This window comes from Bacillus sp. JAS24-2, assembly GCF_008274905.1.
Lineage (GTDB): Bacteria > Bacillota > Bacilli > Bacillales > Bacillaceae_G > Bacillus_A > Bacillus_A cereus.
In genome coordinates, this window is the sequence record NZ_CP031068.1 from 3,455,733 (window position 1) to 3,479,665 (window position 23,933).

Genomic DNA, 23,933 nt, shown 5'->3' on the forward strand with positions numbered 1-23,933 from the left:
CTTTTCTCATTTTATAGTGCTGCGTTTACATCTAATCTTTCTTTTATCGAATAATTCGTTTTTAACCAATGCGCAATATTTTCAATATCTGTTGAGAATATACGGTCATTTTTAATAGATGGCACCTGCTGACGACCTTGATGGTAGAAGCTCTTCGTCACTGTACTCATGTTTTCAATTCCGCGATATTCTGCTGCTTGCATTGCACAAATCATCTCAATAGAAAGAACACGTCTTGCATTTTGAATAATTTGATGTGCATGGCGTGAAGCAATTGTTCCCATACTTACATGATCTTCTTGGTTAGCAGAAGACGGAATTGAATCTACACTCGCCGGATGTGCTAACGTTTTATTTTCAGAAACAAGCGACGCTGCAGCATATTGCATAATCATTGCACCTGACTGTAGTCCTGGTTCTGGACTTAAAAATGGTGGTAAATCATTTAATTGCGGATTTACTAAACGCTCAATACGGCGCTCCGAAATATTTGCAAGTTCCGCCATTCCTACTTTTAAGAAGTCCATCGCAAACGCAATCGGTTGACCATGGAAGTTACCACCTGAAATTACTTTTTCTCCGCCATCAAAAATTAGCGGATTATCTGTTGCTGCATTCATTTCAATTTCTAATTTTTCTTTTACATAATTTAAAACTTGCCAAGAAGCACCGTGTACTTGCGGGATACAACGAAGTGAATAGGCATCCTGCACTCGTAATTCTCCTTGTTTTGTTGTTAATTTACTATCGTGAAGAATGTCACGAATTCTGCTCGCTACTTCCACTTGCTCTTTATAACCACGTGCTTTATGAACATTTTCATCAAATGCATCAATAATGCCTTGTAACCCTTCAATTGTCATCGAAGCAATTAGTTCAGCTTGATACGCCGTTGCTTCTGCTTCTATATAAGAAAGAACTCCTTGTGCTGTCATCGCCTGCGTACCATTAATTAACGCAAGACCTTCTTTCGCTTCAAGTTCAATTGGCTCAAGCCCTTCTTCTGTAAGAGCAACCATTGCATGAACGCGTTTCCCCTTATAGAACACTTCACCTTCGCCTAATAATACGAGCGCAAGATGAGATAAAGGTGCTAAATCGCCACTTGCACCAAGTGAACCTTGTTGCGGAACGACTGGATGAATTTTACGGTTTACAAACTCAAGAAGCATATTTACAACAAGCGGCCTAACACCAGATACTCCTTTAAGCATCGTGTTCGCTCGTAAAATTAACATTCCACGCGATACTTCTTCCGGGAATGGATCACCAATCCCACATGCATGTGACTGAATTAAATTATGTTGAAGTGCCTTTACATCATCTTTTTGGATAAGCACATCACTAAACTTTCCAAATCCAGTTGTAATTCCGTAAACGACTTTTCCGTCCTCTACAATTTTCTCAACTACTTCGCGGCACTCCGCTACCTTTTGCATACTAGTTGGACAAGCTGTTACACCTTCTCCTTCCAGTAATAACCTCTTCATTTCTTCAACTGTCAATGTATGTCCTGTTAACGTAATCATCATTTTTCCTCCTTAAAAAGGCAAAAGGGGACCTTATCTTTTTAAGACAGACTTCTGTCCTAAAAAAGCAAGGCCCCCTTCTAACTAATAGACTATGGGCAAATCATATGTGATTAATTCCTAAACCAATCGCCTCATGCTCAGATCCTTTTACAGGTGCACCAATCGTTCCATATAATGCAACAGCAACCCATTCGCCTTCTTTTTTTCCGTCGTATGGTGTACCGCGCACAATCGCAAAACGAAGTCCTACTGTACGAAGAACGTCTGCTAACTGAATTTGACCTCTCGTCACTCCGTACAAAGCTTCCATAATTGCATGATAAAGTGCATGTGTTTCTCTGTAAACGTCTGTTTCAATAACTTGGTTGCTTTTAGCCGCTGTTTCCATTGCTGCGACAACCTTTTGCGAATTCATCGAACCCACTTTCCCCGTACAATACTTCCAACCTTTTGGAATGGATAATACAGGACTTTCATTCTCATCCGCAAGTGCCAACAGCATGGCCATACGACCAATTCGATGTGTTCCTTGAAGAAGCATGTGACTCTCTCATTTCTTTTGAATTATTTGAATATTACTTAATTTAAGAATATATGAAAACGTTTAAATCGTCAATAGTTTAAAATCATATTCAAACATTTTTTTCATCCCCATAATTTTGTGTACACAAATGATTTACACAAAATTTCCAGACGTGCTATAGTCTCACTAACAGATGCAAAGGGGCGAAATTTCAGTGACAAAACGAAAAGATATTCATTTTCGAATTGAAGAGAAATTACTTGAAAGGTTTGAATTAGCACTCCATTACGAAGGTTTAAAGAAAACAGATGTATTAACACATGCAATCCAACAATTTTGCACAAAGGTGGAATGTGACAAAATGAATGATGTAAAACGTCAATATAACGTTAGCAACCATTTACAAACACGCATCGACACACATACACATTACGAAGAAAAACACGTAGATTTAGATAAACTCGTCATTAAACATTTACAACTTCAAGGGGAAGAAAACATATTAGAGGTTGGGTGCGCTAGTGGAAAATTCCTTTCCCTTTTACAAACAAATGGTCATAAAGGCCCATTAACCGGGTTTGATCAATCCGAAGCTATGCTTGCTGAAGCTGCTAAAACAAATAACTTAATAGAATGGAAACGAGGGGATGCTAGTAAACTTCCTTTCGAAACAAATTGTTATGACCTAATAATTGCAAGACATATGTTATACCATGTGAAAGATGTTGAAAAAACAATTCAAGGATTCCATAAAGTAATTCGTCCTGGCGGAACACTTTTAGCTACAACAAATTCTAGCGTTACACTACCTCGTATAGTTGAAATGTGTAACCGTATGTTAGACGCATTTGATTTACCGAAAACAACATCATCAGTCACTCCATTTTGTTTAGAAAACGGTAAAGAGATATTACAATCTGTTTTTCCAACTGTTGAAGAAACAGTTATTCATAATGCTCTCGTTTTTCATCATGCTACTCCGATTGTAAACTATATTTCTAGCATGTTTCCGTCGCTAAATATACCCGATAATATGTATCTTCAAGCCGAGATGAAAGAATGGCTAACAGAAGAAATCAACCAGGAATTATCTCTCCATAACGGTATATGGCGCGATCCAAAAACGTTAGTAATTTATCGGTGTCAAAAAGAAAAAAGCTAGCATTTGCTAGCTTTTACACGTTTTCTCGTAAAAGTTTCTCCATTACTACATTGCCTTTACCACAATAAAAATCTGTATTATGTTCGTCTGCCACTCCAAAATAAGAGGCAATTGCTATTCCAAATGGTACAAATGCATGCCCTTGTGCTGTAATGATATTTGAGTGTTTCACAACTTCTTCATACACAAAATTTTCTACTGGAAAACAATCAAATTTTTGATAATCTATAGTCGCAGTATAAGAAATCCCTTTAAATAACCCTGCTTTTGCTAGTGCATACGGTCCAGCACAAATTGCCGCCACTAATTTTTCTTGTTCATGAAATTGACGAATGATTGAAAAAAGAGGTTTTGCATCTTCCAACTGTCCTTCTTCTCCACCTGGAATAAGTATCCCCTCATACTCATCTACACATACTTCACTTACTTCTATATGCGGCTGCACTTGCAATCCAGTTTCACTTATAACCAATTCTTTAGTTAAGCCCGCTGTAATGATTTCATATTTATTTTTCAGCAATGCCGTCGCTACTGTTATTTCAAACTCTGCAAATGTTGAGTATACAAATAAAAGTATTTTTTTCATAGCCCTCTCTCCTTTAACCAGTCCATAAAATATACCTCTAAATCGTCCACTGTTAATCTATTCGTGTCCACATAAGTTACAGGAAATTTTTTATACCAGTCTTTTTCAGTTTCTACTAATTTAAATTGCTCCTCAAACGTACTTCTGTTTCTTGTTCTATCATTATTTTTTCTATCATATACATTCTTTTTCGTAACATCTAAGTAAAAAATCACATCCGAACGGCATGCTCTTAATTTATATAATTCATCTTTCAATTCAGTTTCTATATCCCACTCTTCTCCTATAATCGTTGGATAAAAGAGTGTAAAAAACTCAATGTCTTCTGGTCCGCGATCAAAAATTACGACTGAATCTTTCACATTTTGAAACTCCTTTATTTTTGCTTCCATAAACATTTTTTGATTCATAATAAACCCTACTTTTGAATTCATGTCTAAATTCAATTTTTTTCGCTTCTCTACAATTGGATATGGATTTTCATATATAACTCGAAACCCTCTCTTTTCTAACCTTTTTGCTAATGTTGTTTTTCCGCTAGCCATCGGCCCTTGCAGTGAAATTACGTATGCCACACCTCTCATTCCCTTACACTTTAGTACACCTATAATATACAGAATCTTGAAAACTCTCAACATTATATATATCATCTTGTTTCTTATTCTTATCTAACTTATAATGAAAAATAGAGATTATGACGGACGCATCAATAATGTAAGCTTGGAAATCCAAGCTTACATTATTTTTTGCTTTCTCTTTTCTAACAAAAAGAGTATACTAGATTAGAACGTATGTTCTTAATAATTACATACAGTAAGGAGATAGAACAATGGTATACGACACAAAAGCAATTTCTTGGAATGAATCTTTAAAACAACTTCAACGCCGCTATACAAACAAACAAGTTGACCGAAAAGAATTTGAGGATATTGAACTGATGGAATTCTTCCGCGATAACGACTACATTTCTTTACCTACACATATAAGCGGCCTATCAAAAACACGTTTTACTTCTTACTCTATTTTCACAACTGAAGATAAAGATCGTAAAGTTGGCACACTTATTATTGAGTATGTTGAAGACGATAATAATAATTTATGTGTTGAACAACTATACTTCGTTTAAACTATAACGCTTGGTCAAAATGACCAAGCGTTCTTGCTTTCTATGAATCTCACTGTATATAATATGAATAAAAGAAAACCGCTATCATTAAGGGGGGATATGCTTGCTCGAAGGATGGTTCAGTTGGTTCATTGTATTATGGACGGTTATTTTATTAGGGCTTATGTCTATCGGTGGATACTTTATGTTCAGAAAATTCCTGAAACGATTACCAAAAGAAGACGGCATGTCCATTTTGGATTGGGAAGGACACTACATAAATAAAACGAGACATTTATGGGATGATGAACAAAAACAATTGTTAGAAGAGCTTGTAAGCCCTGTTCCAGAACTATTTCGTGATGTTGCAAAATCAAAGATTGCTGGCAAAATCGGGGAACTTGCATTACAAGAAAATGCCTCTCAAATTACACAAGACTTAATTATTAAAGGGTATATCATTGCCACACCAAAGCGTGATCATAAATTTTTAATAAAAAAACTACAAGAAAAAAAGATTGATTATTCTAACTATCGATCTTTACTCGCAAAGTAACTTCATATTATTTTCGATAAAAAAGACAGCGCCTTTGACGCTGTCTTTTTATTTGGTACATATACAGTTTTTAAGTTAGCTTCATATCTTTTTCATTATAAAAACCATCTTCTTTTTCCATTTCCTTCTGTAATTTCGTAAAGGAACGATACATTGCAATTCTCCATGACACAATCATCGCAAACGCAAGTAAGAAGAACATGCCACTAAGTTGTCCTAAATCAAGAGATTGACTTAAGTAGGTTTTAAATACAATCCGCACTACAAGTAATCCAATTAATATGAAAACAAAGGCTTTTGAACGCTTCAAATAAATCTCTTGTCCTCTAATTTCAAATTTAGATGTTTTAATAAGAAAAATAGAGAAAATCAAACCGACACCAATTGCTTCTAACATTTCTGCTGGAGTTAATCGAAATTCAGGAAAAACATACATCAATGCACCCGTACTCATAAAAAATGGTGGAAGTATAATTTTTTTCAATGTTGCAGGTTTCTTAGCTGCTTTTAAACGAATAAACATCGCACCGACAGCCATACAAACAGCAACGATACTTGATAAAAGAACTATGTTCATATTTTCTCATCCTTTTTTGTGGCTATATGCAAAATATACTTTCATTATATGCTTTTCCGTTAGTATTTCCAACATTTTCGCAGAATAATACTAAAAACCAGTAAAACCACCAAATAAACTTGAGAAATATACGATAATTTTCGTCATCCAGTTAAAGTATAGGAAGACACCCATAACAATCATAATATATCCTCCGACTTTCATGAAGGCCATACTATTTCTTTTAATCCAAGACATTTTCGTAATAAAGAATGACAGTACGAAAAACGGGATTGCAAATCCAAGTATGTAAGCAATCATATATATCATTGCTGATTCTGGATTTGTTGCTGCTAATCCAATTACAGACACTAGAATTGGTCCGGTACATGGCGTCCACCCTGCTGCAAAAGCTAATCCGATTAGTACTGATCCAAAATAGCCACTTGGACGATTTTTAAATGTAAATTTACGGTCTTGCATTAAAAATTTCGGCTTAAACACCCCGACAATAATTAAGCCGAACACGATGATAAATATACCACCTAACTGTCTGATTAAATCTTTATAGTCAGTAAAGATTCCTCCAATAAAACTTGTACCAAATCCAATTGCAATAAATATAATTGAAAATCCAAGTAAGAAAAACGCTGTATGTATCATACTTCTTTTGCGAAGCATTGCATTTTCTTCTTTCAATTCAGAAACCGACATACCTGTTATGTACGATAAAAATGCCGGATAAAGCGGTAAGCAACATGGGGAAATAAATGATAAGAACCCGGCGCCAAACGCTAAAAAAATACTAATATCTTGCATCATTCCACTCCTCTCCCTAAATATTGTAACAAAAACACATAAAAATACTATGAACAATTCGTGAAATCACTTTTACAACGTGGCAATAAGAAAAACCGCACTTCCTCACAGTTTCTAATAAAACGTTTTCATTTCCTTCTATTATATAGAAAAAACCCAAATGGATTATAAAACTCCTTTAATTGTTATTACCATAACAAAGGTAACATAGTTTCTCAAATAATTAGCACGTTACTAGTACGTCTATATACATATTGGTTTAAAAAATATTTTTTTCAAATGCTATCTCTATACAATGCAAAGTTTATTTTATAATACTTCTACTATTAAAAATTTCAAGATTATGCATAAATATCATACTTTTATTATTATTCTATAAAATGTCATACTTTTCTTTCATTTGACCCTTTATTTCTAATTTTGTATACTTCCCTCTAGTTATATATTTTCGATACGGAACAACTTCATATAGATGGGAGGAATTTTTCATGCTTCGTTATTCTCTTTTAGTTTTATTAGGAGCGTGTAGTTATGGAATTTTAGCTATTTTTGTTAAGCTTGCATATGCAGAAGGATTTTCACTTGGAGAGGTAATTGGCAGCCAATATTTGTTCGGTTGGATTATTTTGCTTGCTATTACACTTCTATTTTCTAGACATCGCGTTCCTTTAAAGCAAGCATTACTTTTATTCGTTGCAGGAACATCTGCAAGTTTTACCGGAATTTTTTATTATGCTTCATTAAAAACTGTACCAGCTTCTATTGCAATTATTCTTTTATTCCAATTCGTTTGGGTCGGAATTATCATTGAAGCAGTCGCAACAAAAACATTACCTTCAAGAGAAAAAGTTATTTCTGTTATTTTCTTACTTGTAGGGACATTTTTATCAAGTGGTTTACTTGAACAATCAGTAGGTGCTTTCGATACGACTGGGGTCATTTTAGGTTTATTATCTGCTGTTACATTCGCAACATACATTTTCGTAAGCGGAAAAGTTGCTGTTGAAGTACCTTCATTACCGCGCGGTGTTCTCTTAATGACTGGTTCTTTAACTTTAGTCATGATTGTATTCCCACCAACATTTATTTTTAATGGTGCCATTTCTCAAGGTCTTTGGAAATACGGTTTAGGATTAGGAACATTTAGTATCGTTATTCCATCTATTGCCTTTACAATCGGGATTCCAAAAATCGGTTCTGGCTTAGCGACTATTCTTGGTGCAGCGGAACTACCAGTTACAACAATTATGTCAGTATTCGTTTTAAAAGAGGCTGTACTATCTTCACAATGGTTCGGTGTATCACTTATATTAATTGGGATTGCAATCCCGCAAATTGCATACGCAATGCGTGGACGTTATCGTAAACATCATACGCATAAAAAAGTCGCAGCATAAAGTGAAACTTTAATTAGTTGAACCAATCGGGCTTTTATGGGATAAACGAGAGAGGATTTTCATTTGAGAATCCTCTCTTTTATTGTTGTATACTTATGATAAATATTTTGCTGAAGAAAGAAGGCATACTACATGGTATCTATTTCAAATCAACTAAAAGAAAAACTTATTTCCATCCGTCGACATTTACATGAGTATCCAGAACTATCATATGAAGAGTTCGAAACAACAAAAGCAATAAAAAATTGGTTAGAAGAAAAAAACATTACTATCATTGATTCCAATTTAGAAACAGGAATTATCGCTGAAGTGTCTGGTAATAAAAACGGACCAATTGTAGCAGTTCGTGCTGATATTGATGCCCTTCCTATTCAAGAAGAAACACATTTGTCCTATGCATCTAAAGTACGAGGGAAAATGCATGCTTGTGGACACGATTTTCATACAGCTGCTATTTTAGGTACTGCTTTCTTATTAAAAGAAAGAGAATCTTCCCTAAATGGAACGGTTCGCTTCATATTCCAACCAGCTGAAGAAAGTAGTAATGGCGCTTGCAAAGTTATTGATGCTGGACATTTACGTAATGCGCAAGCGATTTTCGGCATGCATAATAAACCTGATTTACCAATAGGTACAATTGGCATTAAAGATGGTCCACTGATGGCCGGAGTTGATCGATTTGAAATTGAAATTCACGGAGTTGGTACACACGCGGCTGTACCAGATGCTGGAGTAGATCCTATTGTCGCATCCTCTCAAATTGTGATGGCACTGCAAACAATTGTAAGCCGAAATATAAGTTCATCTCATAATGCAGTTGTTAGTGTTACAAATATTCATGCAGGAAATACGTGGAACGTGATTCCTGAAAAAGCTACGTTAGAAGGAACGATTCGCACATTCCAAGCTGAAACACGTGAAAAGATTCCAGCACTCATGGAGCGTATTATTAAAGGTGTATCTGATGCATTAGGTGTAAAAACGAAATTCCGTTTTTATTCAGGTCCTCCTGCTGTTCACAACGATAAAGCTCTTACAGACTTATCTACTCAAGTTGCCACAAAGATGAATCTTAATATCATCTCGCCTAGTCCGTCAATGGCTGGAGAAGATTTCTCATTTTACCAACAGGAAATACCAGGTTCATTCGTCTTTATGGGAACGAGCGGTACACATGAATGGCATCATCCTGCTTTTACAATTAATGAAGAGGCACTGCCTATAAGTGCAGAATACTTTGCTTTACTAGCCGAAAGAGCACTTAAACAATTCTCATAAAAAAAGCCGTTCAAAGTGCATCTCAGCACCCTGAACGGCTTTTCTTATTAAGTTAAATCACGTTTTAAAAACACAGTATATGAAATACATAAAAATACGAACAAATAAAGTAACAACATACATGATGCAAACGGGAATGTTACTCCATCAATAAAACTTCCATTCTTTGAAATACTATATAAATCTGTGTTTGCTGGCAATAAATATTTCGCCCAGTTATATCTAGTGGCTGCTAATAGCGCAATATTGCCTGATAAAGCAAGGAATAGTGAAATACCAATTGCACCTCCACTAGATCTTGTTAACACAGAAATCATAAATGCAAACGATGCGTACACAACCGTTGGTAACCACGATAAAACATAATATTTACTTGCTTCTACAAAAATGTTTTGTTTTATTATATTTCCATCTTGGAAAATAAACTCACTCCATGCAGGCTGTTGGAATTTATAAATAACAAGTCCACATAAAGCGGAGAAGATCATATTAAATATAAATAATAAAGCTGTAAATATAACAATTGCTAAAAATTTTGCTGTTAAAATTTTAAAGCGACTCGCTGGTCGTATCGTTAAAAATTTATATGTTCCCCAGCTATATTCATTCGCAAAAATTGTACTTGCATACACGAGGATAAATGGGAGCAAAATTGGAAATACGATAAAACCTGTATCTCTCATGAAAGAAAGTGGAGAACTGCTTGCCGGTGCTGTATCCGTATCTAAATGCTTCATCTTAAGCTGGTATTCTTTTACAAGCTCATCCCCTGATTTTTCTGCTAAAATAGCTTCTTTTTTCATGCCAAGCTTTTTCTCAATTTCTACAGTTCGTTCTGTATAATCTACTTTCCATCCTTTTGTTTCCGGTTCAAAATACTTTACCGTAACCCATCCTAATCCGATTATTAATACTGCAATAACTGCAAATGGAATAATCGTTCGCTTCCGCTTAAATATTTTATACAGTTCGTTATATACTAAATTAAACAATATCTTTTCCCCCTGTTAATTCTAAAAATTGCTCTTCTAACGTTTTTCTTTCTTCATATACACGATACACTTGAATATTTTTCTCAAGCAATGTACGAATAACATTTGGGATTTCTTCATCTTTTACATTAATAAGTAATTCATTATCTTTTACTAAAACATCATGCCCTAATATTTCTGCTGCTTTATTCGCATCATCTACACGTATACGGATCGTCTCCATCTCTTCGCTTTGGCTATGCTGAATATTTTGCGTAGCCACATATTCCCCGTGCTGAATAATGATAACTCTGTCACACATTAATTCAACTTCTGAAAGTAAGTGACTTGATACAAGTACAGCTTTTCCTTGTTCATGTGCAATTTTTTTTATGTACATTCTCATTTCATGTATTCCACTAGGGTCTAATCCATTTGTCGGTTCATCCAGTATCAACACGTCTGGATCGTGAATAAGTGCCTGAGCGATTCCTAAACGTTGTCTCATGCCGAGTGAATACGCTTTTACTTTGCGATCAATTACTTGTCCCATCCCTAACAATTTCACTACTTCATCGATGCGTTCTTCGGTCACATTACCATTCATTCGTCCGAAATATGTTAAATTTTCATAGCCGCTCAAAAAAGGATAAAATTCAGGTGTCTCAATTACCGCTCCAATTTTCGCAGCTGTTTTTTCGAATTGCTGTTTCACAGATTGACCATCAATCCATACTTCACCTTCTGTCATACGGATCATACCAACCATCATTCTCATTAAAGTCGTTTTTCCAGCACCGTTTGGTCCGAGTAAACCGACAACCTCGCCTTTTTTCACTTCAAAACTAATATTTTGTACAAGTGTCTTTGATCCGATTTGCTTCGTTAACCGATCGACTTTTACAATTGATTGTTCATTTGTCATTCTATACAACCTTTCCTTCCCATTCTTTGTCAGGTCTTTTCACTGTAACATGATTATTTTTATGTGTAAAATAGAAAAAAGCATGATTTCTCATGCCCTTTCTTTAAACCGCAACGAATTTCCATCTTTTAAATTTCGAACAAATCGATAACATTGCATCATCGATATTAAAACGACAGTCATCATAATTACACTAATAATTACAACTGCATATATTGTAATTGGCGCACTATTTATTCCTTGTATCCCTGCGACTTTCATAAAGATAACCGTGAATAATTTCAAAAATAGCATCCCATTAATTAATCCAAAAACAAATGCTGCTCCATAAATGAATAATTGCTCCTGACATAATACACATAGTACCTCTTTTCTTTTCATATTTTCTTCTACATAAGATATAAACTCCTCCCTCCTCACATGCAAAAGGGAGTACATCATTTTATATGTAGTAAAAATACATATGAAAATTAGTACAATAAAAAGTGTGTAAAAGTACATTTGAAATACAAATGCATTCCCTACTTTCAAAATAGCTCCTTCATTAAATTGTAACGATATCATAAAAAACAAAATCATAGTACTCATAGCAATCCACATAAATTGCTTCATCCTTTTGGTAGCAAATGTTATAATATTTTTTCTCGCTAACCGACATAAAGACATAAAATTCTTCCCCTACCTTATTACATACGCATTCTATACTACTAGTGTATAAAAATATGACATTTTAAACATCGCACTACAATCGGAATTTCTTCTAAGTCTTTAGTCCTAGAAAACGAAATGATAAAAAATCACATTTAGAATATAATTGTAAAAAGGAGGAGGTTGCATGCGTATAAAATTACTATCAATCTTGTGTTTATTATTACTCACAAGTTGTAGCCAAATAAAAAACAATGAAGTTGCCATTGTTGAGCCATACAAATTAACAAAAGAGCAAGCTTCTATTTTACAAATGACTCCTTTTCAAGAAGGAAATAGCATATTTTATAACGTTACGCTTAAAAATGATAAAGATGAAATAAATGCTACAATTGATTATTATAACAATGGTAAGAAAACAAAAGAAATTGCTAATATAGCTACCTCACATTTTTCAAAAAAGAAAGTAAAGCTTTCTTTTTTACCACCACATTTCCAATTTGATAAAGATATACAAGAAAAAAGGCAGTGGTATCTGAATATTGAAGGTGGTTCAACACTTGTTCCTGAAGAAGCGCCACCAAGCGTAAATAGCTCTGCAACTACTACAATCCAATCTATAAAAAATTTAAAATACAATCAAAAAACAACTTTAGCTGCTGTAATCCAAACCAGTAAAGAAACTGTAAGCGTCCCTACAATTGACGAAGAAAAGGGTATTGATTTACTCTTAAAAGAAAATGAACACGTTTATCTATTTAGTATCGAGCTAAAAAAAGAACAATAAAGCGGAAATGCAACTTAAGTTGCATTTCCGCTTTATTGTTTAATAAGGTGTACTTTTATGGATTTGAATCAAATCCATTTTCTGTTACTACTATTACTCATCTTCTACTTCTATTCTATTCTTTTCTTCTCTCTTGCAATTTTTAAAAACTCTAGCAGCTCTGGATTACTATTCATTTTTTTGTAAGCCACTGACATTTCTGCAACGAAATTAGAATCATATAACTCTTTATATACAACTTCTGTTTTATATAACTTATTTGCCGACACGGGTATTACTGTAATTCCAATCCCTGCTGCTACAAGCCCCATAACTGTTTGATACTCTGTTGCTTCTTGTACAATACGTGGACTAAATCCAACTTCTCTACAAAGAGATAAAATTGTATCATACAAAGCTGGCCATACTGGTCTCGTAATAAATACAAACGGCTCATCTCGTAAATCTTCTATATGTATTTCATCTTTCTCTGCAAGTGGATGTGCCTTTGGTAAACACAAAGTGCAAGATAACCTTTGAATTGGCTCTAATTCTAATAATTGCGTTGGAATTGGTGGACGTAAAAAGCCAATATCGATACGGTTATCATGAAGTGCATGAACTTGATCTGGTGTTGACAATTCATGTAATGCAACAGACACTCTCGGAAATTTCTTTCTATATTCCCTAACAATTGATGGTAAAATATCATATATCGCCGCACCTACAAAACCAATTGAAAGTGATCCTACTTCTCCCCTTTGTGCACTTTGTGCAACTTCTACTGCTTTTTCAATTTGTTCAAACGCCTTTTTTACTTCTTTTAAAAACATTTCTCCTGCTTCTGTTAGTTCAACCTTTCTTTTCGTTCTTGAAAATAATGTAACTCCCATTTCTTTTTCTAATTGCTGTATTTGTTGACTAAGTGGTGGTTGTGTCATTTGTAAACGAGCAGCCGCCCGTCCAAAGTGTAACTCTTCTGCCACAACAACAAAATATTGCAAATGCCGTAATTCCATTTTTGGACACCCTTTTCACTTTCGATTAATATGTCTTATATATTAATAACATACAATTTATATATTAGACAAATATTTTGAATGAACGTATAGTAGAAATTGTTAATTCTTTTTTACAATTTTTATGTAACAAAAGAAAGAGGTGGTTACTGTATGAAATGGTGGAAGTTAAGCGGACAAATTTTATTACTATTTTGTTTCGCTTGGACAGGTGAATGGATTGCAAAACAGGCACACCTCCCAGTTCCAGGAAGTATAATCGGTATTTTCTTATTATTAATTTCATTAAAATTTAACCTAGTTAAAAAAGAATGGATACAGGACGGAGCAGATTTTTTATTAAAAGAACTTATTTTATTTTTCATCCCTTCTGCAGTCGCTGTCATACGTTACAGAGATACACTAACACAATATGGAATCGATCTCATTTTAATTATTATGATTAGCACTCTTTGCGTTACCTTAGTTACAGGACTTTTAACAGAATTGCTACTAAAGCGGAAAGGATCAACGCAATGATCGGATTTCTTTGTTTACTATTAACACTATTCACATATTGGCTATCAAAAAAAATGTATCAACGCTGGAATTGGAGTCTACTTTCTCCTCTTCTCGTCTGTCCCATTATTTTAATTGCTTTATTGCTCGGATTAGATACACCTTATGAAACATATGAATCTGGTGGTCATTGGTTAACTGAATTATTAAAACCCGCAACAGTTGCTTTTGCATGGCCAATCTATAAATACTTTGATTTATTAAAGAAACATGGAATGGCTATCTTACTTAATGTCATTGTCGGTTCGTTTTTATCAGTCATTACTTCAGCACTACTAGCAAATTATTTTCAAATTGATTCATCACTAGAACATAGTTTAGCGCCACATATCGTAACAACACCAATCGCAATGGCTATTTCAGAAATGATTGGTGGCATGTCACAATTAACTGCTGTATTTGTCGTTTTAACTGCCTTAACAGGAGCATTGCTCGGTCCTTCTCTCATACGTATTTGCCGTATTAAAACAGCAATCGCAAAAGGTATTATGTTAGGAACAAGCGCAAATGGAACCGGTACATCAAAAGCATTCGAAATCGGTCCTGTGGAAGGAACAATTGCAAGTTTATCTATGCTTTTAACAGCAGGCGCTAGTTTAGTTATCGTTCCGCTTTTCTTGTCTTGGATACATTAAAGAAGCAAGTATTTACATACTTGCTTCTTTATCTATATATTGGCACAGCAATTCATAATCCTCTGGAAAAGCTAAACACAATTGTTCAACTTCATGTATCCCTTTCCAAGCAATTTCATGTATTAACTCATCAGGATCTTGGATTTTCATATTACCGCCTATTTGTTTAACAAAATAATAATGGACATACACTGGAACACCGTATGTAATACCCTCTTTTTCATATATTTTATTTACAACTTCCACATTGTAACCTGTTTCTTCCCAAACTTCCCTAATACAACATTCTTCTAGTGTCTCTCCCTTTTCAAGTCCTCCACTTGGGACAGACCACCTTTTTTCTTCTCCCTCTTTGCCCTGCAGTACCATTAAAACTTCCTTTCTTTCATTTACACATACCGCTGCACTACCTATCCATCTCTCCATAAACATCCCTCCCCTACTAAAATTCGCCCTCTTTTTTATTTTCCCCTTGAAAAAAAGAGGAAAAAAATAAAACAATGACGAAAGATTACATCAACTTCATAGGCAATCCCTTCTTAGAAATTAAAACTGGAAGGATGAAAATATGATTTCTAATTATGTTGTGGAATGTGTCTTTTGTGAAGAAAATCGAAAGCCTCGCCAAGCTATTGTCACAGTTCCCGCCACTACTCAGCTACTAGCCATTGAAAAAGTGCGTGCGGAATGCAAACGTCGCTTCGGAAAAACTGTATTATTACAAACAGAAATTAAAGAAAAAATTGTTTTTGAACAAAAAGAAAGCTGACCATCAATTGGTCAGCTTTCTTATCCGATCATATTTTCACATGAAGATTAGGGGCATCCTCTTTAAGGATCGGGATTTTCCCATTATGTACGTTCCATAATGGTCATCGAACAATATATTTCTATACAATTAACTATTGAATAGAATAGGGCAAAACTTGTTCGCATTTTTAGAAAAGGGATAGGGATATAATTCAAGTAGTACTTCGAATACTCGAACTTTACACTCATAATATTAAAACAAATCCTTTTATATGGGAAATATGAATTACCTACATAATTCATTCGTAAAATATATTAATAGTTTGCTATATTAATTTTATCCCGCTATTTGTAAGCAGTAACCCCCTACTTATTATAATTTCACCTTATTCCATCAATAGCATACATCCAGCTAAAACCGGTGTCATAATCATCGAAAACCTCAAAAGCATTCGCGGTGCATAATTTGTAAACTTCGCGCCAATATATGCCCCTAACATGGTCCCGATTAATACTTGCAATAACAATATATAATCTAAATATCCTTCCGAACTATATCCTAGCCCACCCCCAATTGCAATCGGTAATATAACAAGCATCGTTGTCCCTACAGATTGCTGAATCGTTAGTCTCAATAGAACCATTAATCCAAGCTGAATAAACGGTGCAGAACCAATCCCAAATGAACCAGCCATCATTCCAGTAACTAATCCAAGGCATATACATTTCAACAAGTAGTTCATGGAAAACTCTTTATGCTTATATAAAGATGACTGTTCTTTGTTTTGGAACATAATTAATTTAATAAACATAAAAATTGCCGATAAAAATAACATCCCAGCTGTAAACCAATGAAGAAGATGTGCTGGTATAAGTGAACCAAATTTAGAACCAATATAAGAGCCAATTGCGCCAAATCCTCCAACAATCCCGCCTATAATAAATGCAACATTGCCTTCACGGTAATGACTGACAACACCTGATAATGTCGTAAATGCCATTGCAGTTAAAGATGTTGCAAGAGCAACATGAATAGGAATATGAAATACTAAAGTGAGTATCGCGATAATAAACCCAGCTCCTCCAGCTCCAACAAATCCTAATAAAATACCCATTACTAACATTGTTATAATAATTGCCACAGACTTTCCCTCCAGTAACACAATTATCCATCATATTTATCCTTACATACAAATAAAAAGCATCCTAGACGGATGCTTTTTATTTCAAAAATATGTACTTAATCTTGATTAATCAAAATAACCGCTGGACCAGCGACCACTACTCCAGCTACTTCTATTTTTTCAAATTCCTTTACTGTAATAGATATAACTCCTTCTCTTTCCATCAATTCTTTACTCAGGACATCAGTCGGGATTGCTTTCACCGTCTTACCTCCTTTTCATTTATACAATATGATAAAGTAAAACTTTAATGAGTGGGGTTTTTGTCCGTACTTATTAATTATTACCCCTCACCAATCGGACTAATAATCACCCAATGCATCTATATATATGCATCACCTCCGCTTTCATTCCTTATTCCACTCAAAAACCTTCTCCCCCTTCCGTGACATATTGAAAAATAAAAAAGAAGCTATAACATATAGCTTCCCTCTACGTTTCTTTAATCTTTATGCACCGTATATTCCATGACTTTTCCATCTCTATCAAATTGGAAAACAAGCTGTTCGCTATCTATTGGAATAAAGCCACGTTCAGTCCCAAGATAATACAAAGTGGTAACTCCTTCTTCCCCACTTCTCGTTTCCGTTGGAGCTCCTAACAATTGTATAATTTCTTCATTTGATTTCCCTATTAATTTATATTTTTGTAATAGATCATCTACCATATATACCCGCTTATCTGCATGATTTAACCATCTATTTTGATTAAACTTTGATGTATATTCATTTACACTTAGTTGTACAGTGCACACTATTAATGGTATGAGTGCTACTATTAAAACCCCCAACATTTGCTTCTTTTCTTCATTACGATTTTTAGAAACATATAAAATAGCCCTTTGAATCATGACTAATAAAACAAATGGTATGAATACTACAAAAATGCTCCTTACACTTAAGGGTATATGGACCATATCAATGACGAATATAAATAGAATGTACATTACTATATACAAACAAAAATAGACATACAAAATGCCACGTAGCATAGCGTTCAGAAAGATCTCCCCTTTTAACTCACTATATAATTCATCCGGCTAATCATTTCTCGAATCTGTTCTAATTCTTGCACTGTATATACTACTTTCCCTGCTAAGATTTCATTTCTGAAGAACGTTACAATTTGCTCCCGATTTTTTAATCTAGGTGTTTCCTCACTAGAAAGATCTATTATTTCTTTTCCATTTTCATTATAAAAATATACAACTGGTTTTACCTTTTCTTTTATACTATTAGCCTGCATTTCTTTCAAACAATTGTATAAAATTTGAGATAGTTTCTTCGCCTTATATACTGGATTTCCTTCATTTTTCACTTGTATAGTTGACGAATCTTTACCTACTATATATTCAAATGTCTCTTCTTTATCAACTTCTTGTTGATACTTACCCATTTCATCAATCATAAATGAATATATACCAGCATTTTCTTTCGTTAAACCATGAATTAATTTCTCGTTCCATTCTTTCGTCTCCAGTAGATAAATACCAGTTTTGCACAAGATGAGATGATGGATTCTATTATCGTTTATTTCACTATTATTTTTAATAAAAACATTCGGCATGACTTGAAATTCAGCATCTAATATGATGCCTTGCTCTATGAATCCTCGCTTCATATAATGTAATGTTTCGTACGTATTCATTTCAGCACCGTTTTTAGTATATTCTCGTAAATTTGCAATTAATTTTTGAAACATATGTATTTCGTTATTATGTTTATTTTGCATTTCACTACGTTCTTTACTATACTGCATAGCTAATTGATTTTTCATCATACGCATATTTTCAATTTCTCTATTTGCACTTACTTGTAAATCATTGTATTTTTTCTGTTCCATATTTTTTAAATTATTTTGTTGTTCTTTATGCTCTATCACCGTAGCTGCAATTTCATTTTTATACGTTTCAATTGCTTGTTTCTTTTCAAATTCTACTTGCTGACTCTCTGATTCTAACTGTTTATTTTTATAAAACAGCACAAATACTACAGCTAATAATATTAAAACCGCACCTATTAGCACATAATTCATATTTTTACCCCTTTATTTCATTTTTGATTATTTTTTATAAATATATCTACTATAGTATACTATGGTTTCGATATAGACTTTGTAAAAGTTGTATATTTTTAATAAAAGGCACCTCTGACGGGGCACCTTTTATTTTCACTCTATTGTACACCATACTGAATATAACTCGGATCGTAGTATATCCATTGATTTGTCCCTAAGCAAAGCCATCCATCTTGCTTACTCCATACTCGATACGATTCACCATGATGTAACTGTCTTATAACATTTCCATTTAATGATGGAGCATCACGCAAATTTACATTATCACCAGTAATAGTCGCCACATAATGTTTATACTGAATATAACTCGGATCATTATATACCCACTGATTTGTCCCTAAACAAAGCCATCCATCTTGTTCTCCCCAAACTTCATATGTTTCGCCACGATTCAATTGGCGAATTACACTAGACTGTAAAGATGGTCCACTTCTCAAATTCACATTATCTCCATTAATTATAGCAACCCCGTACACTGGAGTTGCATTATTAGGCGGGGAAACATTACCTCCACCACTTGCTCCATTCCCTTTTAAAGCTTCTAATGAAACTGCAGCTGATACATCACAATTTCCTACGCCTGAAATTTGTCCAGAATCTGTGTACTGCCACGCTGTCCACGCTGTCCATCCACCAGCATCAGCAGGCGGTGTACTCGAGTATTTAGCAATCCAAAGCGGTATATCACTTAATCCGCTAATTCCGAACTCATTAATATACCAAACTCCTGTATATAACATTACATCTTTTCCAGTAGCCTGTTTCACATAATTTATGAAGCTTCTTGCCCAATTCGATATAGCGTTACCAGTTAAATTACTGTTGCTCGGATCTGTTGGTGATTCTAAATCCAGAACTGGCATTAAGTCTGTCTGGTTATTTTGTAATATACCCACAAAATATTTCGCCTCTGAAATTGCATCATTTTGTTCTGGGCGTGCAAAATGGTATGCACCAATTAATACATTCGCATTTCGTGCTGCTTGTACATTCTTAGTAAAAGTAGGATCAATGTAGTTTACACCTTCTGTCGCTTTTGCATACGCTGCTGGAATTCCAGATGCCTTCACTGCATTCCAATCAATATTCCCTTTCCAATGAGACACATCAATAAACGTAACATTTGAACTTGATCTGTTTTGCATATAAAATCTCCTATCAATTTTTTTACTTCGTATACATACAATATGTACAAGTTTCATAAGAGGACACAACATTTATGCTATAGAAACAAAGAGTAAACATATGTTGTATACAAAATAAAAAAGACCTTGTATTACAAGGCCTTTTGCAAACTCACTTTATTTTGTAGCAAGTACATATTATAATACAAACCTTGCTCACTTAGTAATTCTTGATGTGTTCCTCTTTCTACTATCTCTCCATCATGCATCACAAAAATTTGATCTGAATCTTGAATTGTAGATAACCTATGCGCAATGGCTATCGTCGTTCTACCTTTTCGCATTTGTTGCAACGCTGTTTGAATAGCCTCTTCTGTTTCTGTATCGATATTAGCTGTTGCTTCATCTAATACTAATACTTTCGGATTCGTTGCTATCGTTCTAGCAAAAGCAATTAATTGTCGTTGACCGCTTGAAAATGCTGCACCTCTTTCTACTACTTCTGTTTCATACTGTTTTGGTAACTTTTCAATAAACGTATTTGCTTGCACAAATCGAGCAGCTTCTTTTACTTCTTCATCCGTAATTTCTTCATTATACATACGAATATTTTGCTTTACATTTCCAGCAAATAAAAATGCATCTTGCAATACGAGTCCTATTTTCTTTCTAATTTCTCGTTCTTCAAATTTTTCTAAATCTACACCGTCTATTACAATATTTCCTGACTTAATATTATAAAATCGCATTAACAAATTCATAATCGTACTTTTTCCGCTACCAGTATGCCCAACAAAAGCAACCGTTTGCCCTTGTTTCACGTGAAATGATACATTTTTTAAAACGTCACGCTTTCCATCATATGAAAAAGTAACATTTTTAAATTCAATATCCCCATCCACAACTTGAGGATTCTCATTGCCTTTTTGAACCGGTGCTAAATCTTTCTCGTCCATTAAATGAAATACACGTGATGACGAAACAAGTGCCTGTTGGAAAAAGGACAATTTCATCATCATCTCATTTACAGGTTGGAAGAAACGATGTATATAGTTAACAAAAGCATATAAAACTCCTACTTCAACAGGGCTCTTTAAAGCATCAATCCCAAATAAACCTAGTACTAACGCAATAGCTACAATATGCACTAAATCCGTAGCTGGTCGTAAAAGTAATGCGTCTAACTTCAAAGTACGTCGCCCTGCACTATAATGTTTATTATTCACTTCTTCAAACTCTTTTCTCATACGTTTTTCTTGTCTGAACACTTGAACAATATTCATTCCTTGTATGGACTCGTTCAACTTTGCATTTAACACGCTTAGTTGATTACGTACTTCTAAATAAAAAGCTGCACTTTTCCGGCGATATAATACCATAATCGCAAACATTATCGGAATTAATACGAGAGAAAATAGCGCTAATTTTACATCTAATAAAAACATCGCTACTAAAATACCTACTAAAAAGACTACATTTTTCACAAATGTTGATAATACACTAACATAAAAATCTTTAATCGCTTCCGTATCATTTGTTATACGCGATACAAGTGTACCAATCGGCGTACGATCAAAGAAACTTAATGACAGCTTTTGAACATGTTCATATACTTCAACTCGCATATCTTGAACAATCTTAAAAGCAATGTTCTGAAAGTACAATAGATTTAAATACGTAAATAATACTTTTAATAAATGAGCAACTATGTAAATTACAAATAAAGTAACGAGCGCTGATCGTTCAAAATCCCGCGGTACTAGGTGTTCATCGAGGAATTGTTTAATTAAAAAAGGACCCATCATTTCCGTTACTGTCGCACCAACTAAAAAGATAAATGCTAAAGATAGCAACCCTTTATATGGCTTCATATAGGAAAGCAATCTACTTAAATCACTTCGCTTCTTCTCTACCATCATACGCCTCCTTTCTCGACTAAAGCTTCTAATTGCTGGCTTTCATACATTTCCTTATACCAGCCGTTTTCCTTCATTAATTCCTCATGTGTACCTCTTTGTACAATTCTACCTTCATCAACAACAAGAATAAGATTGGCATGCTGAATTGCACTTAATCGGTGTGCAGTAATAATCGTCGTTTTCCCTGCTCTTTCCCTCTTTAAGGCACTTAAAATCGTCTCTTCTGTTTTTGCATCTACTGCTGATAAACAATCATCCAAAATTAAAATTTCAGCATTTGTTAATAAAGCACGAGCAATAGAGATTCGCTGTTTTTGACCACCAGATAACGAAACACCTCTTTCCCCTACTACTGTTTCATATCCTTCTGAAAATTGGAGGATGTCATTATGAATACAAGCAATCTCTGCAGCTTGGGTAATTTCATTATATGTAGCATCCGCCTTTCCAAAGGCAATATTCTCACCAATACTTGCTGAGAATAAAAAATGATCTTGCGGCACGTATGAAATGGCAGAACGGACACCATGAAGTGTTATATCTCGAATATCTCGCTCCCCAATTTTTAATTCACCATTAAAATGATCATACTCACGGATTAAACATTTTAATAAAGTTGTTTTCCCTGCGCCTGTACGTCCTACAACTCCTAGCGTTTCGCCCTTCTTCAAATCAAAGTGAATATCGTTTAAATGTAACAATTCATTTTTCTTATACGAAAATGAATCAACGGCAAACGAAACATTACCGCTCGCTATTGTCTGTACAGCTTTTTCGCTATTTACTACATCTGATTTTTGTGAAAGAATTTTTTCTACACGGTCATATGAAGCACGCCCACGCTCCATAATATTGAATAACCATCCAAACGCTAACATTGGCCAAACGAGGGTACCTAAATATGTCGTAAATGTAACGAGATCACCTACTGTTAATTCACCTCTTACAACTAATACCGATCCATAACATACTGCGATTAAAAAAGAAAATCCAACGATAAGAGAGATTGTCGGATCAAATAACGAATCAATACGTGCAACTAACACATTTTTATGTACAACATCTTCTGATTTTCTTCGAAACGCCTGCAAATCTTCTTTCTCTTGTCCAAGCGAGCGAATCACTTTCATTCCACTCATACTCTCTTGCACTTTATCATTGATTTCCGAAAACGATTGCTGTGCTTTATGAAACCTTTTATGTAATAAAGTTCCATAATAATTTGTCGAAATAGCTACAATCGGCATTGGAATTAAACTTAATAATGTTAACTTCCAGCTAATTGTAAAACCCATCGCTACGAGTACACATCCTCCGACAGCTAATGAGTCAACAAGCGTCAAAACACCTGCTCCAGCAGTTTGCTGGATCGCTTGAATATCATTGGTCGCATGTGCCATTAAATCACCTGTTCGATTTGACTGATAGAAAGATGGACTCATCTTTGTAAAATGTTCATATAAATTTTTTCGTAATTGGCGAGCTAATTTTAATGAAGACCCGAAAATCATAATACGCCATATGTAACGTAATATGTACATCGTAATGCCTACAATTACTAATAGTACAACCCATTTTAGTAACTTATCGGTCGTCAATGTTCCATCATTAATTTCATCTACAACGATTCCAATTACTTTTGGTGCTACAAGTTCTAAAAGTGCAACGCCAAACAATAAAATAATTCCAGTTATGTACGCTCGTTTTTCTTGTTTAAAAAACCACGCTAAATTCATAAACACTTTCATTTTTTTCCTCCTCCCTTAAAATGAGCGATGTTTTCAGTTTACCAAAAATACAGAATTTTTAAAAGTTTTAAAAACTATAACTAACAAAAAGAAAGA

Annotated in this window: 28 protein-coding genes; 9 read left to right on the forward strand and 19 right to left on the reverse strand. The window is 34.4% G+C overall.

Translation table 11 applies throughout. The annotated features are described in order from the left end of the window. Window positions 1-11: 11 nt before the first annotated feature. Window positions 12-1,529 (reverse strand): histidine ammonia-lyase, encoded by a 1,518-nt coding sequence (gene hutH, locus DN407_RS17795; RefSeq protein WP_000631875.1) that lies wholly within the window; start codon window positions 1,527-1,529, stop codon window positions 12-14. Between the two features lie 103 nt (window positions 1,530-1,632). Then, window positions 1,633-2,073 (reverse strand): histidine utilization transcription antiterminator HutP, encoded by a 441-nt coding sequence (gene hutP / locus DN407_RS17800; protein ID WP_000926516.1) that lies wholly within the window; start codon window positions 2,071-2,073, stop codon window positions 1,633-1,635. A gap of 196 nt (window positions 2,074-2,269) precedes the next feature. Here hutP and DN407_RS17805 point away from each other — a divergent pair, with 196 nt between their 5' ends. Next, window positions 2,270-3,217 (forward strand): class I SAM-dependent methyltransferase, encoded by a 948-nt coding sequence (locus tag DN407_RS17805; protein WP_000166755.1) that lies wholly within the window; start codon window positions 2,270-2,272, stop codon window positions 3,215-3,217. Between the two features lie 13 nt (window positions 3,218-3,230). On the opposite strand, the gene DN407_RS17810 is transcribed toward DN407_RS17805, so the two are convergent. Further along, entirely contained in the window at window positions 3,231-3,803 is a 573-nt protein-coding gene (locus DN407_RS17810) for a DJ-1/PfpI family protein (RefSeq protein WP_061655820.1), read from the reverse strand. Beyond that, a complete protein-coding gene (locus DN407_RS17815; RefSeq protein ID WP_001986424.1) occupies window positions 3,800-4,387 on the reverse strand; it encodes an AAA family ATPase in 588 nt (195 codons plus the stop codon). The genes DN407_RS17810 and DN407_RS17815 overlap by 4 nt, the downstream gene beginning before the upstream one ends. A gap of 245 nt (window positions 4,388-4,632) precedes the next feature. Between DN407_RS17815 and DN407_RS17825 the strand changes: the two genes are divergently transcribed. Continuing rightward, entirely contained in the window at window positions 4,633-4,929 is a 297-nt protein-coding gene (locus tag DN407_RS17825) for a hypothetical protein (RefSeq protein WP_000262400.1), read from the forward strand. A gap of 103 nt (window positions 4,930-5,032) precedes the next feature. Beyond that, complete coding sequence (locus DN407_RS17830; protein WP_087967692.1) at window positions 5,033-5,464, forward strand: DUF2621 domain-containing protein; 432 nt, start codon at window positions 5,033-5,035, stop codon at window positions 5,462-5,464. A gap of 70 nt (window positions 5,465-5,534) precedes the next feature. Here the strand turns inward: DN407_RS17830 and DN407_RS17835 are convergent, their stop codons facing one another. The 3 genes from DN407_RS17835 to DN407_RS32950 form a co-directional block, all read right to left on the reverse strand. Beyond that, window positions 5,535-6,041 (reverse strand): CcdC family protein, encoded by a 507-nt coding sequence (locus DN407_RS17835; protein ID WP_001028440.1) that lies wholly within the window; start codon window positions 6,039-6,041, stop codon window positions 5,535-5,537. A 90-nt stretch (window positions 6,042-6,131) separates the two neighbouring features. Further along, on the reverse strand, window positions 6,132-6,839 hold the full coding sequence (gene ccdA / locus DN407_RS17840) for a cytochrome c-type biogenesis protein CcdA (protein WP_001152676.1): 708 nt from the start codon (window positions 6,837-6,839) through the stop codon (window positions 6,132-6,134). Window positions 6,840-6,855: 16 nt separating this feature from the next. Further along, complete coding sequence (locus DN407_RS32950) at window positions 6,856-7,005, reverse strand: peptidase T (RefSeq protein WP_071686460.1); 150 nt, start codon at window positions 7,003-7,005, stop codon at window positions 6,856-6,858. Window positions 7,006-7,327: 322 nt separating this feature from the next. Between DN407_RS32950 and DN407_RS17850 the strand changes: the two genes are divergently transcribed. Then, window positions 7,328-8,236 (forward strand): EamA family transporter, encoded by a 909-nt coding sequence (locus DN407_RS17850; protein ID WP_149216538.1) that lies wholly within the window; start codon window positions 7,328-7,330, stop codon window positions 8,234-8,236. Between the two features lie 132 nt (window positions 8,237-8,368). After that, complete coding sequence (locus DN407_RS17855; protein WP_149216539.1) at window positions 8,369-9,514, forward strand: M20 peptidase aminoacylase family protein; 1,146 nt, start codon at window positions 8,369-8,371, stop codon at window positions 9,512-9,514. Between the two features lie 47 nt (window positions 9,515-9,561). On the opposite strand, the gene DN407_RS17860 is transcribed toward DN407_RS17855, so the two are convergent. The 3 genes from DN407_RS17860 to DN407_RS17870 all read right to left on the reverse strand — a co-directional run bounded on the left by DN407_RS17860 (window position 9,562) and on the right by DN407_RS17870 (window position 12,076). Next, entirely contained in the window at window positions 9,562-10,506 is a 945-nt protein-coding gene (locus tag DN407_RS17860; protein WP_149216540.1) for an ABC transporter permease, read from the reverse strand. Beyond that, entirely contained in the window at window positions 10,499-11,410 is a 912-nt protein-coding gene (locus DN407_RS17865) for an ABC transporter ATP-binding protein (RefSeq protein WP_000180617.1), read from the reverse strand. The genes DN407_RS17860 and DN407_RS17865 overlap by 8 nt, the downstream gene beginning before the upstream one ends. Window positions 11,411-11,500: 90 nt before the next feature. Next, on the reverse strand, window positions 11,501-12,076 hold the full coding sequence (locus tag DN407_RS17870; protein WP_000050601.1) for a hypothetical protein: 576 nt from the start codon (window positions 12,074-12,076) through the stop codon (window positions 11,501-11,503). A gap of 169 nt (window positions 12,077-12,245) precedes the next feature. On the opposite strand from DN407_RS17870, the gene DN407_RS17875 reads away from it, so the two are divergent. Continuing rightward, window positions 12,246-12,845, forward strand: a complete 600-nt coding sequence (locus DN407_RS17875; protein ID WP_001220602.1) for a hypothetical protein — start codon at window positions 12,246-12,248, stop codon at window positions 12,843-12,845. Between the two features lie 110 nt (window positions 12,846-12,955). Here the strand turns inward: DN407_RS17875 and alsR are convergent, their stop codons facing one another. Next, window positions 12,956-13,843, reverse strand: a complete 888-nt coding sequence (alsR, locus tag DN407_RS17880; RefSeq protein ID WP_149216541.1) for an acetoin biosynthesis transcriptional regulator AlsR — start codon at window positions 13,841-13,843, stop codon at window positions 12,956-12,958. Window positions 13,844-13,996: 153 nt separating this feature from the next. Here alsR and DN407_RS17885 point away from each other — a divergent pair, with 153 nt between their 5' ends. Together DN407_RS17885 and DN407_RS17890 are read left to right on the forward strand one after the other, a co-directional pair. After that, window positions 13,997-14,362 (forward strand): CidA/LrgA family holin-like protein, encoded by a 366-nt coding sequence (locus DN407_RS17885; protein WP_000872365.1) that lies wholly within the window; start codon window positions 13,997-13,999, stop codon window positions 14,360-14,362. After that, window positions 14,359-15,036 (forward strand): LrgB family protein, encoded by a 678-nt coding sequence (locus DN407_RS17890; RefSeq protein ID WP_000578965.1) that lies wholly within the window; start codon window positions 14,359-14,361, stop codon window positions 15,034-15,036. The genes DN407_RS17885 and DN407_RS17890 overlap by 4 nt, the downstream gene beginning before the upstream one ends. 12 nt (window positions 15,037-15,048) lie before the next feature. Here the strand turns inward: DN407_RS17890 and DN407_RS17895 are convergent, their stop codons facing one another. Next, on the reverse strand, window positions 15,049-15,462 hold the full coding sequence (locus tag DN407_RS17895) for an NUDIX hydrolase (RefSeq protein ID WP_000442977.1): 414 nt from the start codon (window positions 15,460-15,462) through the stop codon (window positions 15,049-15,051). Between the two features lie 142 nt (window positions 15,463-15,604). Here DN407_RS17895 and DN407_RS17900 point away from each other — a divergent pair, with 142 nt between their 5' ends. After that, complete coding sequence (locus tag DN407_RS17900) at window positions 15,605-15,805, forward strand: DUF3903 domain-containing protein (RefSeq protein ID WP_000625225.1); 201 nt, start codon at window positions 15,605-15,607, stop codon at window positions 15,803-15,805. A 367-nt stretch (window positions 15,806-16,172) separates the two neighbouring features. Here DN407_RS17900 and DN407_RS17905 read toward each other — a convergent pair whose 3' ends face one another. The 7 genes from DN407_RS17905 to DN407_RS17935 form a co-directional block, all read right to left on the reverse strand. Then, window positions 16,173-16,928: a sulfite exporter TauE/SafE family protein gene (locus DN407_RS17905; protein WP_000974654.1), complete on the reverse strand. Its 756-nt coding sequence runs from the start codon at window positions 16,926-16,928 to the stop codon at window positions 16,173-16,175. A gap of 98 nt (window positions 16,929-17,026) precedes the next feature. Then, window positions 17,027-17,173, reverse strand: coding sequence for a BC1881 family protein (locus DN407_RS17910; protein ID WP_000644411.1), 147 nt, complete (start codon window positions 17,171-17,173; stop codon window positions 17,027-17,029). Between the two features lie 239 nt (window positions 17,174-17,412). Then, window positions 17,413-17,961 carry a hypothetical protein gene (locus tag DN407_RS17915; RefSeq protein WP_000943751.1) on the reverse strand — a complete coding sequence of 183 codons (549 nt, stop codon included), beginning with the start codon at window positions 17,959-17,961 and terminating at the stop codon, window positions 17,413-17,415. A 23-nt stretch (window positions 17,962-17,984) separates the two neighbouring features. Continuing rightward, window positions 17,985-19,004, reverse strand: a complete 1,020-nt coding sequence (locus DN407_RS17920) for an NERD domain-containing protein (protein ID WP_098568753.1) — start codon at window positions 19,002-19,004, stop codon at window positions 17,985-17,987. 140 nt (window positions 19,005-19,144) lie between these two features. Then, on the reverse strand, window positions 19,145-20,191 hold the full coding sequence (locus DN407_RS17925; RefSeq protein WP_149216542.1) for a GH25 family lysozyme: 1,047 nt from the start codon (window positions 20,189-20,191) through the stop codon (window positions 19,145-19,147). A 131-nt stretch (window positions 20,192-20,322) separates the two neighbouring features. Continuing rightward, complete coding sequence (locus tag DN407_RS17930) at window positions 20,323-22,086, reverse strand: ABC transporter ATP-binding protein (protein ID WP_000229523.1); 1,764 nt, start codon at window positions 22,084-22,086, stop codon at window positions 20,323-20,325. Next, on the reverse strand, window positions 22,086-23,837 hold the full coding sequence (locus DN407_RS17935; protein ID WP_000862453.1) for an ABC transporter ATP-binding protein: 1,752 nt from the start codon (window positions 23,835-23,837) through the stop codon (window positions 22,086-22,088). Before DN407_RS17935 ends, DN407_RS17930 begins: the two co-directional genes overlap by 1 nt. Window positions 23,838-23,933: the final 96 nt, after the last annotated feature.

Coding starts and splice junctions, on each gene's coding strand:
- hutH (WP_000631875.1), bottom strand. CDS start 1,529: ATGATTACGTTAACAGGACATACATTGACAGTTGAAGAAATGAAGAGG.
- hutP (WP_000926516.1), bottom strand. CDS start 2,073: ATGCTTCTTCAAGGAACACATCGAATTGGTCGTATGGCCATGCTGTTG.
- DN407_RS17810 (WP_061655820.1), bottom strand. CDS start 3,803: ATGAAAAAAATACTTTTATTTGTATACTCAACATTTGCAGAGTTTGAA.
- DN407_RS17815 (WP_001986424.1), bottom strand. CDS start 4,387: ATGAGAGGTGTGGCATACGTAATTTCACTGCAAGGGCCGATGGCTAGC.
- DN407_RS17825 (WP_000262400.1), top strand. CDS start 4,633: ATGGTATACGACACAAAAGCAATTTCTTGGAATGAATCTTTAAAACAA.
- DN407_RS17835 (WP_001028440.1), bottom strand. CDS start 6,041: ATGAACATAGTTCTTTTATCAAGTATCGTTGCTGTTTGTATGGCTGTC.
- ccdA (WP_001152676.1), bottom strand. CDS start 6,839: ATGCAAGATATTAGTATTTTTTTAGCGTTTGGCGCCGGGTTCTTATCA.
- DN407_RS17850 (WP_149216538.1), top strand. CDS start 7,328: ATGCTTCGTTATTCTCTTTTAGTTTTATTAGGAGCGTGTAGTTATGGA.
- DN407_RS17855 (WP_149216539.1), top strand. CDS start 8,369: ATGGTATCTATTTCAAATCAACTAAAAGAAAAACTTATTTCCATCCGT.
- DN407_RS17865 (WP_000180617.1), bottom strand. CDS start 11,410: ATGACAAATGAACAATCAATTGTAAAAGTCGATCGGTTAACGAAGCAA.
- DN407_RS17870 (WP_000050601.1), bottom strand. CDS start 12,076: ATGTCTTTATGTCGGTTAGCGAGAAAAAATATTATAACATTTGCTACC.
- DN407_RS17875 (WP_001220602.1), top strand. CDS start 12,246: ATGCGTATAAAATTACTATCAATCTTGTGTTTATTATTACTCACAAGT.
- alsR (WP_149216541.1), bottom strand. CDS start 13,843: ATGGAATTACGGCATTTGCAATATTTTGTTGTTGTGGCAGAAGAGTTA.
- DN407_RS17885 (WP_000872365.1), top strand. CDS start 13,997: ATGAAATGGTGGAAGTTAAGCGGACAAATTTTATTACTATTTTGTTTC.
- DN407_RS17890 (WP_000578965.1), top strand. CDS start 14,359: ATGATCGGATTTCTTTGTTTACTATTAACACTATTCACATATTGGCTA.
- DN407_RS17895 (WP_000442977.1), bottom strand. CDS start 15,462: ATGGAGAGATGGATAGGTAGTGCAGCGGTATGTGTAAATGAAAGAAAG.
- DN407_RS17900 (WP_000625225.1), top strand. CDS start 15,605: ATGATTTCTAATTATGTTGTGGAATGTGTCTTTTGTGAAGAAAATCGA.
- DN407_RS17915 (WP_000943751.1), bottom strand. CDS start 17,961: ATGCTACGTGGCATTTTGTATGTCTATTTTTGTTTGTATATAGTAATG.
- DN407_RS17920 (WP_098568753.1), bottom strand. CDS start 19,004: ATGAATTATGTGCTAATAGGTGCGGTTTTAATATTATTAGCTGTAGTA.
- DN407_RS17925 (WP_149216542.1), bottom strand. CDS start 20,191: ATGCAAAACAGATCAAGTTCAAATGTTACGTTTATTGATGTGTCTCAT.
- DN407_RS17930 (WP_000229523.1), bottom strand. CDS start 22,086: ATGGTAGAGAAGAAGCGAAGTGATTTAAGTAGATTGCTTTCCTATATG.
- DN407_RS17935 (WP_000862453.1), bottom strand. CDS start 23,837: ATGAAAGTGTTTATGAATTTAGCGTGGTTTTTTAAACAAGAAAAACGA.